General features: G+C 51.3%; 10 protein-coding genes. 8 read left to right on the forward strand and 2 right to left on the reverse strand.

The features are described from left to right. Positions 1–173: 173 nt before the first annotated feature. Both BM412_RS04055 and BM412_RS04060 read right to left on the reverse strand, forming a co-directional pair. Positions 174–1,478: a sensor histidine kinase gene (locus BM412_RS04055; RefSeq protein ID WP_091214262.1), complete on the reverse strand. Its 1,305-nt coding sequence runs from the start codon at positions 1,476–1,478 to the stop codon at positions 174–176. Then, a complete protein-coding gene (locus BM412_RS04060; RefSeq protein WP_091214265.1) occupies positions 1,478–2,155 on the reverse strand; it encodes a response regulator transcription factor in 678 nt (225 codons plus the stop codon). The genes BM412_RS04055 and BM412_RS04060 overlap by 1 nt, the downstream gene beginning before the upstream one ends. A 166-nt stretch (positions 2,156–2,321) precedes the next feature. On the opposite strand from BM412_RS04060, the gene BM412_RS04065 reads away from it, so the two are divergent. The 8 genes from BM412_RS04065 (at position 2,322) to BM412_RS04100 (ending at position 13,720) form a co-directional block, all read left to right on the forward strand. Beyond that, positions 2,322–3,068, forward strand: coding sequence for a polyphosphate polymerase domain-containing protein (locus BM412_RS04065; RefSeq protein ID WP_091214266.1), 747 nt, complete (start codon positions 2,322–2,324; stop codon positions 3,066–3,068). Then, positions 3,061–3,747, forward strand: coding sequence for a DUF4956 domain-containing protein (locus tag BM412_RS04070; protein WP_091214268.1), 687 nt, complete (start codon positions 3,061–3,063; stop codon positions 3,745–3,747). The genes BM412_RS04065 and BM412_RS04070 overlap by 8 nt, the downstream gene beginning before the upstream one ends. A gap of 26 nt (positions 3,748–3,773) precedes the next feature. After that, positions 3,774–5,438, forward strand: coding sequence for a CotH kinase family protein (locus tag BM412_RS04075; RefSeq protein WP_218163119.1), 1,665 nt, complete (start codon positions 3,774–3,776; stop codon positions 5,436–5,438). Positions 5,439–5,696: 258 nt separating this feature from the next. Next, entirely contained in the window at positions 5,697–7,457 is a 1,761-nt protein-coding gene (locus BM412_RS04080; RefSeq protein WP_091214271.1) for a sensor histidine kinase, read from the forward strand. 154 nt (positions 7,458–7,611) lie between these two features. After that, positions 7,612–8,538, forward strand: coding sequence for an ABC transporter permease (locus tag BM412_RS04085; protein ID WP_091214274.1), 927 nt, complete (start codon positions 7,612–7,614; stop codon positions 8,536–8,538). A 19-nt stretch (positions 8,539–8,557) separates the two neighbouring features. Beyond that, on the forward strand, positions 8,558–9,463 hold the full coding sequence (locus tag BM412_RS04090) for a carbohydrate ABC transporter permease (protein ID WP_091214276.1): 906 nt from the start codon (positions 8,558–8,560) through the stop codon (positions 9,461–9,463). A 57-nt stretch (positions 9,464–9,520) separates the two neighbouring features. Next, complete coding sequence (locus BM412_RS04095) at positions 9,521–11,113, forward strand: ABC transporter substrate-binding protein (protein WP_091214279.1); 1,593 nt, start codon at positions 9,521–9,523, stop codon at positions 11,111–11,113. 171 nt (positions 11,114–11,284) lie between these two features. Continuing rightward, positions 11,285–13,720: a family 78 glycoside hydrolase catalytic domain gene (locus BM412_RS04100; RefSeq protein ID WP_091214282.1), complete on the forward strand. Its 2,436-nt coding sequence runs from the start codon at positions 11,285–11,287 to the stop codon at positions 13,718–13,720. Positions 13,721–13,902 lie beyond the last annotated feature (182 nt).

The following is a 13,902-nucleotide window of genomic DNA, read 5'->3' on the forward strand; positions in this document are numbered from 1 at the left end:
CCAAGAGATTCCGAATCAAAGCGGCATGTGCTTCACGCCGATACATAATTTTACATTAGTATATTTCATGAGTTCAGCTTTGGCAATCATTTTCTAGGCGGGCGTACCAGTAGTCAAGCGCTGCGGTCAGGGGGCGATTCGAGTTCGATCCCCCATGGCGCCTTTGTTTTTACTTAGCGACTATCCAGTCTAGTGAGTTGCAAATAAAATAACGTCGCTTCGCCTACCGTACTCCTGGCGTACAACTTTCCTTTGTGCTGCTCGACGATGGATTTTGCGATGGCCAGACCAAGTCCATAGCCGCCTCGCTTGCGCGATCTCGATGCATCGGTACGATAGAACCGATCGAAAATCCGGGAGAGATGCTCTGGCGCAATACCTTCCCCTGTATTGGACACCGTAAGAACAACTTCATGATGATGCTGCGTCTTCAGTGAAATGGTGATTGAGCCATTCGGATTCGTATACTTGAGGGCATTATCAAGCAATATGAGAACGACCTGCTTAATCTGTTCGCTGCTGCCCTGCACCATTAGATTGGGCTCAATGTCATAGTCCAATTGCAGCTGTTTCTCGAAAATAACGGCTTCCATCGTTAGCAGGATCGTTTCGACTGCTTCGCTCAAATTGAAGGGCGCATAAAGCATGGAGGTGCGAGCGCTTTCCATTTCGGTCAAATACAGCAGATCGTTAGTCAGCTTCGCCATGCGTTCCGTCTCAAGCTTAATATAGTGCAGCCACTTGGCTTGATTGCTGATGGTGTCCTCACGGTTCGCCAGCAGCACATCCGTGTTCGTCTGAATGACGGCGAGCGGCGTCTTCAACTCATGGGATGCGTCTGCAATGAATTGTTTTTGCTTCTCGAAGGCGTCTTTGACCGGGGCGATGGAGCGGTTCGCAAAAAATCGGCTGATAAAGTAAATAACGATGAGCATGACAAACCCTACAACGAGAAAGGTATAAATTAAATTGGTTAGAATGCCTTGGCGATCGGTTACATCCAGAAATACCAGTAAATACCCGTCTTCAACCGGCTGTTTGATGAATGCCCAATCGTTCCCTTTCAGCTTAAATTGCCCTATATTCTTGTATTCGTCTTTCGCTTCCTTGAGCGCGTACGTGTACAGATCACTGTCGATAGTAAACCAAGAGTCGCTGGATTTCATCGTCCAATTGCGATCTGTTCGTATCATAAAAGCGACGGATCGTTCCGGCGGCTCAATTCCGGCTCCCGGCCTCGGCATGTTAGGCGACCCTTCCGGCATCGCCTCAGAGGGCTGGTTCTGGTCAGGAAGCGGCGCAGCGAAATTACCTCTGGGCATTCGGTAAAAATCCGATATTTTGCGCAGCTCCATATCGATATTACGCCGCACATCTTGATAAGTAACCGTGTAGATCGTGGCGAAGGAAACAAGCATCATGACCGAAATAATAACCAGGTTCAACAATAAGAACCGGCTCTTGAGCTTATTGAACATTATTCGTTCACCTCTAGAATATAACCTAACCCTCTAATGGTATTGATCCGCACTGCCGATTGCAAGAAGACAAGCTTCTTTCGCAAAAAAGAAATGTACACTTCCGCATTGTTATACTCTGCCTCGGAATCATAGCCCCACAGCTTCTCGATAATTTGTTCTTTCGAGGTTATGGCTTGCTTCCGTGAAAGCAGCAGCTCCAGCAGCTCGCTTTCCTTTAGGTTCAGCTTCAATTCCTTCCCTTGCACGGTCAGCTTCAGCTGCGCCGTATTCAATTCGATATCCCCGAACTTCAACCCATCTTCCGGAATCACTTCTTCCTTGCGCCGTAAAGCAGCACGAATGCGGGCAAGCAGCTCTTCTGTTGAAAAAGGCTTCGCGACATAATCATCCGCACCGTAATCGAGCCCCCTTACTTTATCCTCCACATCACTTTTAGCCGTCAACAAAATGACCGGAGTAGAGACTCCTTTGCTTCTGAGTTTCTTGAGCACGCTAATCCCGTCCAATTCAGGCATCATGATGTCGAGTAGGAGCAGATCGTAAATGCCGCTTAGCGCATAATCCAGCCCATTGCTGCCGTTATGAACGACATCGACGGAGTAATTTTGCTTTCTTAATAGTTGAGACAAGGCTTCGGCTAAACGCTCCTCATCTTCAACGACTAATATCCGCATGAAGCTACCTCCCATTGCATTCGTTGTCTTGTTGTTTATTACCGCAATTGTAGCAAACGAACCTTGAATGAACCTGAATGCATCCATTTAAGATTCGTTCAAGGTTCGTCGGCTAACATAGGGTCATGCGAAACGATATTAACGAATTGTAAAGGAGGAACGATAGATGGCCATTGAAGTATTTAACCGTTATGAGAACAAATATTTGCTCGATGATGCTGCATACCGACTATTTTATCACGATTTGCTTGCCTTTATGGAGCTTGACGATTACAACAAGAAGCACGAATTTTATTCCATTACAAATCTATATTTTGACACGGAGCATGATTCGCTGATTCGCAACAGCCTGGCGAAGCCGAAGTACAAGGAGAAGCTTCGCTTGCGTGCTTACGGCATACCGAATGAAGAAACAAAGGTGTACTTGGAAATTAAGAAGAAGGTATTCGGATTGGTGAACAAAAGAAGAACGGCACTGAAGCTTCACGAGGCGTATGAGTTTGTCCGCACCGGCATTGTGCCTGAGTATAGCGCTTACATGAATAAACAGGTGCTTGAGGAGATTGGGTACTTGCTTAGGCGGTATGACTTACAGCCGAAAGTGTATTTGGCTTATGAGCGCAAAGCGCTGTTCTCCAGAGAAAGCCGTGATTTACGAATTACGTTCGATACGAATATCAGAAGCCGGCGATATGCGCTCAATATGGAGCAAGGCGATTTTGGGGAGCCGCTCGTCGAAGATGGCAAGTGGCTGATGGAAGTCAAAGCAGAGAAGACGATTCCGCTCTGGCTGTCCCAATTGCTTTCCAAGCACGGTCTGTACCGGATGAGCTTCTCCAAATACGGGAATGAGTACAAAAAAAGGATGAAATCCACCACTATTCCAGAAAGAGAGAGTGTCTTGCATGCTTGATTCTTTGTTTAATGAAACGCTAACGAGCACGACCTTGAGCTTCTCGAGCGCCATCGTGACCGTTGTCATAGCTATTGTGCTCGGAGGCCTCATCAGTATCACATATATGAAAACGAACCCGACGGGTTATTCTCAAAATTTCACCTTAACGATGATTATTTTGCCCGTTATCGTCGCGATGATTATTCTCTTGATCGGCAACAACATTGCAAGAGCATTCAGTCTTGCGGGGGCTTTCTCCATTATCCGCTTCAGAAGCGCGCCGGGCGATCCGCGGGACATCGCGTATGTGCTGTTTACGATGGCTGCGGGACTTGCATGCGGAGTCGGGGCGCTTGGTTACGCTGTATTGTTTACGGTGATCCTGTGCCTGCTGATGGTGCTGCTGAACCGGTTTAATTTTGCGGTGAACAAGAAGACGCAGAAGTTGCTTAAAGTGACCATCCCGGAGAATTTGGGATACGAAGAGGCTTTCGCCGAAGTGTTCGAGCAATTTGGCGTTGGATATGAACTCAGGAAGGTTCGAACGACCGAGCTTGGCAGCTTATACGAGCTGGTCTATAACGTAACGCTTGACGATTCCATTAACCAGAAGGCGTTTCTTGATGCGATTCGGTGCCGAAACGGCAATTTGGATCTTTCGTTAACGATAGTTCCCGGCGGAAGCACGGATAACTAAATTATTCTTGAAAGGGATGAACTACGATGAAACAACGATTGAAATCGAAAAGGAATCTGGCCGCTGTTGTATTGTGCATGGCGTTGACCGTATCAGCTTGCAGTGAAGGTGAGAATCTAAATACAGCTAAGACAGTGAATGAAACGACTAATGCTGCCGCTGCATCGGTATCGGAAACAACAGGTACGCAATCGAATACGCTTGGCTATGTGAAGGAGATGGACAAAACCCAAATTATGTCCTTTTCCATAAACGTGGATGAAGCCAAATGGCAAGACATGCTGGATAAAGCATCGGAAGAGGAATATATCTCCGCTGATGTTACCATTAACGGCACAACGGTCAAAAATGTAGGCATTCGCCCGAAGGGCAATTCCAGTTTAATGAAAATCGTAAACAACGATAAAACAGACCGATTCAGCTTTAAAATAAAGTTTGATGAGTATGTAGACGATCAAACCTGGCTTGGACTTGATGAAATCGTCGTGAATAACATGGATGCCGATAACAGCTATATGAAGGAATACCTAAGCTACGACATTATGAGCACGATCGGCGTTGATGCACCGTTGAACGCATTTGCGGATATCCGGGTAAATGGGAAGGCATGGGGCTTCTATCTGGCTGTTGAGGTGCTGGACAGCGCTTATCTCGACAGAACGAAAGAAGGCGAAGGCGAGCTTTACAAACCTAACAACGATGGGAACATGGGCAATATGGGTGGATTTGGCGGAGGGGGAGCGTCGGCTAACGGCGAAGCGCCTGAGAATATGCAGCCGCCGGCAGACATGCAGCTTCCTGAAGGCATGGAACCTCCTGCAGACATGCAGCTCCCTACTGGTGAAAAAGGCGGGCGGGGTTTCCCGGGAGGCATGAATGGCGCACAGAAAGGCGTTTCTCTGGCGTATACCGATGATGCCATAAGCAGCTATTCCGCCATTTTTGACAATGCTGAAACAAAAACAACCGAAGAGGATCATAAGCGAGTCATTACGGCCCTTAAGCATTTAAATGAAGGCACAGATTTGGACACTTATGTGGATGTTGATGCGGTATTGAAATATTTTGCAGCTCACACGGTTGTCGTCAACTCGGATAGCTACACATCCACCATGGGTCACAACTATTATTTGTACGAGAATGACGGACAGATCAGCATCTTGCCTTGGGATTACAATTTAGCGTTCGGCAGCTTCCAGGGAGGCGCCGCAGCGGATGTCGTCAATCTTGCCATTGACACGCCTGTATCGGGTGTCAGTCTTAAAGATCGTCCACTGCTTGGCAAGCTGTTGGAGGTTCCGGAATATAAAGAAAAGTATCATGCTTATTTACAACAAATGATGGATGACTATTTTGCGAACGGGAAATTCGAACAAACGGTTGCCAACCTCGATAAACTCATTGCGGATCATGTGAAGAATGACCCAAGCTCCTTTACGACTTACGAGGCGTATAAGCAGGCTATTACCGAGTTGACTGAACTTGGAACGTTGCGAGCTGAAAGTATTCAAGGTCAGCTGAACGGCGAAATTCCGACTACGACTGAAGGCCAAAAAGCGGACTCCGGTAAGCTGATCGACGCATCAGCTGTCGATATGTCGAAGCTGGGCAATATGGGGAAAGACATGCCGGGCGGAAATCGTTTCGGAGGAGCCAAAGGCGCGGGAGAGTCTAAGAAGACCGCAAAATAAGTGAAGCTGCAATACCGCTTAGAGCGATCTAAGCGGTATTTTTGCTGTCTAGGGATTTCAAGCTGATGTCGTTGATTCGGTTTAGATTTCGTTGCAATGATACGTGTTCAACGCAAGCCTTGTTGATCTACACTGAACGTGCGAAATATTTTCTTGCAAGATTCCCAATGATAAACGCATGGTATTTTCTCTCTTTTCCCCGGTGTTTCCGTCGGTTCAACGGAACCCGGGCAACCCCTTACGAGACTGGGTGTCCTTATGGCGCGTTTCTTATCCATTCGCAATTATTTGCCGTTCACGTACAAAATGATGATTTCATACCTCTTGCTCGTGCTCGTCACGGACTTCGCGATCGGCTACGTTTCGTACGGGATGCTCGTCAAGTCGCGTACGGAGGTGGCTGAGTCCGGCATCCGGGCGGCACTCGAGCAGACCAGGAATAACGTCGATTACCGAATGACCGAAATTCGGCGCATTTCCGATCAATTATTCGGCAATTTGGCGTTTCAGCGAGCCTTGCAGCGCCAGGGAGACCGGCTAAGCATGTATTACACGATGATCGACGACATTTTTCCGGAGCTGCAAGCGCCGCTTGAGCTGTTCGGAAGTCCCATCCGTCTGACGCTGTACGCCGTGAACCCGCTAATCGGGGAAGCGGGCAGATCGAATGCCGCAAGTCCGATCACGAAAAGCGAATTCTTGGTGCAATCGTATGATGTCCTGAAGAATCGCCAATGGTTTCAGCAGCTGCAGGCTTCCGCTACGGATAAGACCATCTGGATTCAAGCCGATTCGGACAAAGAGCTGGGCAACCTTTCGCTATTTCGCAAGCTGGTCTCATTCGGCGATTATCGTACTGCGATCGGTTATATCCGAATTACCGTCAACATTGACAGCCTGATCGGCAATCTGACCAAATATCCGAAAGAGCAGGGCATGGGCATCCGCGTCATTGACCGCGCCACCGGCAAGGCGATGTACGAACGCGATTCCGCGTTACCCAAAGCGGCCGGAAAGGCCTATTTGAACTTGCGTGAGGAGGCGGCGGAGACGCCGTTCTCCATCGAGGTGCAAGTGCCTCGCGAGTACTTGAGCAAGGATGCGAAGAAGCTTCAGCGGACGCTCGGTTTGATCTGCGCATTAAGCTTCGCCGTCATGGCGGGCATCGGATTCGCCGTGGCGGCCTTGTCGGGTCGAAGGATGAAGCGAATCGTCTCGCTCATCCGCGCTTTTCAGGACGGCAAGCTGGATCGCAGGCTCGAAGCGAACGGCAATGACGAATTCGGGCTGATCGCCCATTCGTTCAACAGCATGGCGGCCAGCATCCAGACGTTGATTCAAGATGTGTATTTGCAAGGCATTCATCGGAAGCAGGCGGAGCTTGAAGCGCTGCAAGCCCAAATCAATCCCCATTTTTTGTATAATACGCTGTCGACGATCAGCAGCCTGAATAATCTCGGCAAGAAGAAGGAAGTCACCGAAACCGTGAAGCTGCTGTCGAGATTTTACCGGTTAACGCTCAATAACGGTCAAGTGATCATTCCGCTCGAAAATGAACTGGAGCAAGTGTCGGCTTACCTCGATATTCAGCGAGTCAAATATGCCGACGCCTTTCAGGTATACGTGGACATGGAGCCTGAGGTCAAAGATGTGAAAATCATTAAACTGCTCATGCAGCCGTTCGTCGAGAACATATTCAAACATGCTTGGTTTGGAGAGACGATCACGATACGTCTGACGGCCAAGCGGGTCGGGAACGATTTGGAACTGAAAATTATCGACTCCGGCATCGGCATGCGTCCGGATAAGGTGGACCGGCTGCTTTGCGGCGCAGCACAGTCGAACACCTATGGGCTGAAGAACGTGGAGGAACGGATCAAGCTTCGTTACGGTCCCGAATACGGCGTGCAAATTGCCAGCGTGTACGGCGGAGGGACGACCGTCCGGCTGCTGCTTCCCATTCAGACGGAAGGATCGGATCTGCGGGAAGATACGAGTTATCCCGGCAATCAAAGCTAAAGGAGGCATCAGGGTGGCCGGGTGAATATCGGAAAAATAAATAAAATGAAGTCCATCGTTGAATTCGTTTAGTTATAGTTGCCCCGCTTACTTATGTCGAATCCTGTCTCTTTCTTATAATGAGTCCAGTAGATAAGAAAGGAGTAGAGGCATGATGACAGAGAAACGGCATTCCTTCTGGCGCGACGTCGCGAAGTATCGAACGATGCTGATCATGATCTCGCCGGCCGTGTTGTTGGTCTTGCTATTTTCGTACGTTCCGATGGCCGGGATTGTGATCGCATTCAAGCAGTTCAAATACACCGGCGGCGTGTTCGGAAGCCCTTGGGTGGGGCTCGACAATTTTAAATTCTTCTTCCAATCCGGCGATGCTTGGCGCGTCACGCGGAATACGGCGTTATACAACATCGGTTTCTTGGTGCTTGGGAACCTGCTGCAGATCGCGGCAGCCGTTCTGCTGTTCGAAGTCGGAGGCAAATGGTTCCGCAAAATCATTCAATCGGCGCTGTTCCTTCCGTATTTCATTTCGTGGGTCGTAGTCGGCTCGATCGCATACAATTTCTTCAGTTATGATGTCGGTGCAATCAACAACGTACTGGCTTCGGTTGGAATGGAACGCATCGACATCTACAATACGCCGGCCTATTGGCCCTATATCCTCGTATTCTTCCATACGTGGAAGCTGCTTGGCTACGGCACAGTGATGTACTTGGCCGCCATTACGAGCATCGATACGGAGATGTACGAAGCGGCCGAGATGGACGGCGCGAACGTTTTCCAACGCATTATGAAGGTAACCGTTCCGAATTTAATCCCGACCTTCATCATCCTCGCGCTGTTGGCGGTGGGCAATATTTTCCGCGGAGACTTCGGCATGTTCTATAACATGATCGGCAATAACGGCATGTTGTTCTCGGCGACGGACGTCATCGATACCTTTGTCTTCCGGCTTCTCATGGACACCAACGATTTCGGCATGTCTTCGGCAGCCGGCGTTTATCAGTCGGTACTTGGCTTCGTGACCATCTTGTCCGTTAATTACGCGGTGCGCAAATACGACAAGGATCGCGCATTATTCTAAACAGGGAGGGGACAAACCTATGCATGGACTGAGCGTGCGAAGCGGCAGCCAGAAGGACCGGCTTCTTCTGTCGCTCATTGGCTACGTGATGTTGGGGGTTATGGCGTTCATCTGCGTCGTTCCGTTCGTGATCATCCTGTCGTCGTCGCTAACCGATGAAAACACGATTCGCATGAACGGCTTCGGGCTGATTCCGAAGGTATTTTCCGGGGAAGCCTATCGGATGCTCTTCGAATATCCCGACGATATCATACGGGCATATGGGGTGACGCTCGTCGTCACCGCCATTGGAACGGCCCTCGGCTTATTCCTGACCGCAATGACGGCTTACGTGCTCTGCCGCAAGGATTTTAAGTGGCGCAATCATTTCGCATTCTATTTCTTCTTCACCACGCTGTTCAGCGGCGGACTCGTACCGTGGTACTTGTTGATCGTGAACTACCTGGATATGAAGAACACGCTTGCCGCGCTAATCATACCTACGCTTGTCAATGTCTTCTATATCATGGTCATGCGGGCGTTCCTCGCCGGCATTCCGGATGCGATTTCGGAATCGGCCAAGATCGACGGTGCCGGCGATTTCCGCATTTTTATCAGCCTGATTCTTCCGCTTTCCAAGCCGGCGCTGGCAACCGTGGGACTGTTCCTCGCGCTGGGCCATTGGAACGATTGGTACAGCGCGCTGCTCTTTATCTCGGACGACAAGCTGATGCCTTTGCAATATTACTTGTATCAGATGCTCGGCAATCTGGAGGGCATGCGCAAGGCCATGCTCAGCTCGGGGACGGACATTTCCGCGACTATTCCCGGCGAAAGCTTGAAAATGGCGATGACGGTCGTCGCCTGCGGTCCGATCCTGTTCGCTTATCCGTTCATCCAGAAATATTTCGTGCAAGGCCTGACGATCGGTGCGGTCAAAGGATAAATTCGGGGAAGCCCGATTTATTATACTGTTTTTCATCCAAGTAAGGGGGAAATCAACATGATGAAGAAGAAAAAGCTGGGTCTCGTATTGACCAGCGTACTGGCGGCGTCGATGATACTCAGCGCCTGCGGTCAGAGCAACAACGGTTCGAATACCAATTCGGCGGCGAACAATTCCGGCAGCGGAAGCGGGAACGGCAACAGCAACGCGGCGAACAAGCAAGCTGCGGACGATGCCATCGACACGTCCAAAGCGGTCGAGCTGAAGATGGTCATGCTCGGGCCCAAACCGGCCGACTACGACCAAGTGTTCGGAGAGATCAACAAGCAGCTGAAAGAAAAAGTCAATGCGACCATCGATGCCGAGTTCCTGGACTGGTCGGACTGGGGTCAGAAGTATCCGCTTAAATTCGCGGCAGGCGAGGATTTCGATCTAATTTATACCTCCAACTGGGCTAATTACACCGACCAAGCGAATAAAGGCGGCTTCCTTGAGCTAACGGACGACTTGCTGTCCACATACATGCCGCTGACATGGGCTGCGATGCCGAAGGTGAAATGGGATCAAGCGCGCATCAACGGCAAAGTGTACATGGTACCGCAAAACCAAAGCAAAGAGTTCACGGACAAGCTGATTCTGTACCGCGACGATCTGCGCGAGAAATACAACCTGCAGCCGATCGACAGTCCGGAGACGTTTAAAGCATACCTGGAAGCGGTCGCGAAGAACGAGAAAGGCATTACGCCGTACGGGATCGAATCCAGCGATACCAAATTGCATAATCTGGATAAGCTGCTTCTGCAGCAGAAGAACGGATGGAGCATTCTTGGCGATGCGCCGCTTGCGTATAAATTCGACGATCCAAAAGGCCAAGTGTTCAACCTCTATGACACGCCGGAATTCAAAGACTTGCTGTCGTACTACAAGGAGCTTGCCGACAACGGCGGCTGGTCGCGCAACGTTCTGACGAACAAGAGCAACACGGGAGACGATTTCAAAGCGGGCAAGGTAGCCGTGATGTCCCATAACGTGACGGCACTCGGCGGCATTCAGGCCCAAGTCAACAAGGCTCATCCGGAATGGAAAGTCACGTTGGCCGACCTTACGCCGGGCAGCAAGAAATCCGCTGCGATCTCGACCCAAAACGGTATCGCTGTGCATGCGACTTCTCAAAATCCGGAACGCGCACTTATGGTCCTAGACTTGCTGCAATACGACAAACCGCTTCATGACCTGATCATGTACGGCATCGCCGGTACGAACTACGAGCCGGTCGGCGACAATCAATTCACCAAAACGGACAAGTACAACGACTTCAACAGCTTCTCCAATTGGGCTTGGAACTCCCCACTGAATCGCGTGGATACAAACTATCCGCAAGCGGCCCAAGACATCGAGAAGAAGTGGGCAGACCAAGTCTACCACTACCCGCTGGAAACGTTCGTCTTCGACAAATCGAAGGTATTGAACGAAGTGACAAACGTAGGCAACGTCATGATGCGTTATGGCGTGCCGCTGGAATACGGACTCATTCCGGATACGGCCAAAGGTCTGGAGACGCTTCAGAAACAGCTGAAAGCAGCCGGCATCGACAAAATCCAAACGGAATTGCAAAGCCAAATCGACGCCTTCCTTGCGAAGCAGGGATAAGCTGTCATTCAGACAGGATGCGAAGCGCCAGCCGCTTGGCATCCTGTTTTATTAAGGAGATCATTTAAACGAAATCGCGGACGGATATCGCGGTCATTCGGACATCGCGGACGAGCGCGGTGCCTTGGCCGGAATTCGCAGCAAAACATTATAGAAAGCGAGGGAATTTGCATGACAGTATCGCGCTTTGCCCGTAAGCGGCCCGATAACCTGGCATGGGGGCCGCAAACGGGAATTATCTGGCATCCGGACGAGGTCGAAACTCACTATGAGCATCCCATGCAATCCTATTGTTATTTCCGCAGATGCTTCGAGCTGCCGGAGAACGGGGCGGCGACGGGGACGCTGAACATTTTTGCCGATTCCAAATACATGCTTTACGTAAACGGCGTATATGCGGGCAGGGGACCTTGCCGAAGCGATCCTCGCTGGCAGTACGTGGACGAGCTCGACGTTACGGGTCTGCTCCGGCCGGGACGAAACGTGCTTGCCGTTATAGTCTTGTATTACGGCTATGGGACCGGTCAGTCGATCGACCGTATTCCCGCACTGGCCGCGGAGCTGAGGACAGACGTTCCCGGGAACGCGCCGATTGTCATCGGAACCGATTCCTCATGGTCCTGCCGGAAATCGGACGCTTACGATGCCGAAGCTCCCCGGGTGAACGGCTGCCAGGGACCGGTGGAGGTCTATGACGCCGGACGCGAGCTTCAAGGCTGGCAGCTGTCTGAATTCTCGGAGACTGACTGGCAGAGCGCGAAGATGCGGGGCATCGGCTTGTCGCCGTTCTGGAATTTCCTTGCAAGACCGATTCCGTTATTGGAAGAGAAGGAGCTGGACGCGGTCAGGCTGGCAAGCCGTGGCTCGGTAAGCCGGCTTCCGGCGCCGACCGGACGGCTGCACGTGGATATGATCGAGGAAACGAAGGGCATTGTGATTGCGGAAGAAGAGGGATCTTCCGTTCCTTATAACGTTTCATCCCGGGGAGGCAGCTCCGAAGAAGATGAGGTATTGACGTATGACTTCGGCCGAATCGAACCGGGTTATCTGCAGCTCGAGGTGACCGGAACTGCGGGAACGATCGTGGATGTCGTATATGCGGAGGAGCTGTGGGAGGGCAAGGCATACCTGAACCTGAACAATAACCGTTCCATGGATAGATTCATTCTCGCGGAGGGCCGCCAGCAGTTGGAAGTGCGGTTCGGCTGGAAGGCTTGCCGGTTCGTGCAACTCAGAATCCGGCATGCCGATTCTCGGCCAATCTGCCTGCATCGCGTCGGAATCCGGACGCGTCGCTACCCGGTAGAGCAGCCGGCCGTCTTCCGGTGCAGCGACCAAAGGCTGCAGCAGGTATGGGAGATCGCCGAACACACCATTCGCATCTGCATGCAGGACGCTTTCGTCGACTCGCCAAGCCGCGAGCAGCAGCAGTGGATGGGAGACGGACGCTGGCAGGCGCTCTACCAAACGATATATTCCGGAGACGGAAGGCTTCATCGCAAGCTTCTCGAGCAGATCGGTCAATCCCAAGATTGGCAGGGCATGACAGCCCAGCGATATCCGGACGGACACCATAACTATCCGCCGATCCCCTCGTTCTGCCTGCATTGGATCAATTCCTTCGGGGAGTACGTGAGCGCATACGGCAACGACGGCCTGCTTACAGAATGGTGGCCGAACATCATTCAGGCACTTCGCTGGTTTTCCGGGTTTGAGAATGATCAGGGGTTGCTGGAAGATGTGCCCTACTGGGCTTACATCGATGCCGGGGAAGCTCCTCGGGGCAGATGGCCCGATGTCGAGCGCGGGGGGATCGTAACCTCGCTCAACCTGCTTTATCTTGAAGCGATGCAATCCGCGGCGATATACGCCGAACAGTTGAGAGACACGGAGGCCGAAACGCACTATAAAACGGCATGCAGCCGCTTGGCTGATCGCATTCGGCATGACTTATGGAATCCGGCAATCGGTGCTTACGCCGATTGCCGCGTAGCCGGCGCGCTTAGCGACTTCTATAGCGAGTCGTGCAATGCGCTGGGCCTGGTGCTGCTGCACGAGGCGGAAGACGAACGCAGCGCTGCCATTTACAGTGCCGTCTTCGCTCCGGAAGCAGATGCGCAAGCGATCAAGGCCAGTCCGTTCTTTATGATGGTCGTTTTCCGGGCGCTGCTCAAGCTGCATCGAGAGGAGCGGCTGCTGGAGCTTGTGAGGGAGCGGTATGGCAAAATGATCGATGCAGGCGCCACTTCGGTCTGGGAGTGGTGGGAGTTGTTCTACGAGAACGAGTCAGGCGCAATTGCTTTCAGTTCCGCGTCCCACGCATGGGGCAGCATGCCGGTATACGCGTTTATTCATGTCATTCTCGGAATCCGCCCCCTCAAAGCCGCCAATGGGCTGGTAAGGATTAAGCCTCTGCTTCCCGAAGGGATGATGTGGGCGGAAGGCTCCGTTCCGACGGCATTCGGAGTACTGACCGTTCGCGCGGAGCGTCGGCCTGAACAACTCGAAGCCATGCATGTGATGATCGACGTGCCGAAGGGCGCCATGGTCCTTTGCGGGGACGGGATCTACGGCGCTGGTCAGCATGCGGTTTTATTTGAAAGCTAGGCTGCGATTATTATATCGGGACATTACGGTCGTAGGCTGCGGACGCAAGGGATTTTTACTTCCCTGATTATTCCTGCAAATTTATGATAATCGACCAATCGTATGACGAAATATGCTCGCAGCAACTAAAAGTAGCTTCCTATCAACTGACTTCAGAAGTGTAAAATAAAAAAAGAAGCCCT

The sequence above is a fragment of the Paenibacillus sp. BC26 genome, assembly GCF_900116125.1.
Classification (GTDB): domain Bacteria; phylum Bacillota; class Bacilli; order Paenibacillales; family Paenibacillaceae; genus Paenibacillus_Z; species Paenibacillus_Z lignilyticus.

Coding starts and splice junctions, on each gene's coding strand:
- BM412_RS04065 (WP_091214266.1), top strand. CDS start 2,322: ATGGCCATTGAAGTATTTAACCGTTATGAGAACAAATATTTGCTCGAT.
- BM412_RS04080 (WP_091214271.1), top strand. CDS start 5,697: ATGGCGCGTTTCTTATCCATTCGCAATTATTTGCCGTTCACGTACAAA.
- BM412_RS04075 (WP_218163119.1), top strand. CDS start 3,774: ATGAAACAACGATTGAAATCGAAAAGGAATCTGGCCGCTGTTGTATTG.
- BM412_RS04100 (WP_091214282.1), top strand. CDS start 11,285: ATGACAGTATCGCGCTTTGCCCGTAAGCGGCCCGATAACCTGGCATGG.
- BM412_RS04085 (WP_091214274.1), top strand. CDS start 7,612: ATGACAGAGAAACGGCATTCCTTCTGGCGCGACGTCGCGAAGTATCGA.
- BM412_RS04055 (WP_091214262.1), bottom strand. CDS start 1,478: ATGTTCAATAAGCTCAAGAGCCGGTTCTTATTGTTGAACCTGGTTATT.
- BM412_RS04060 (WP_091214265.1), bottom strand. CDS start 2,155: ATGCGGATATTAGTCGTTGAAGATGAGGAGCGTTTAGCCGAAGCCTTG.
- BM412_RS04070 (WP_091214268.1), top strand. CDS start 3,061: ATGCTTGATTCTTTGTTTAATGAAACGCTAACGAGCACGACCTTGAGC.
- BM412_RS04090 (WP_091214276.1), top strand. CDS start 8,558: ATGCATGGACTGAGCGTGCGAAGCGGCAGCCAGAAGGACCGGCTTCTT.
- BM412_RS04095 (WP_091214279.1), top strand. CDS start 9,521: ATGATGAAGAAGAAAAAGCTGGGTCTCGTATTGACCAGCGTACTGGCG.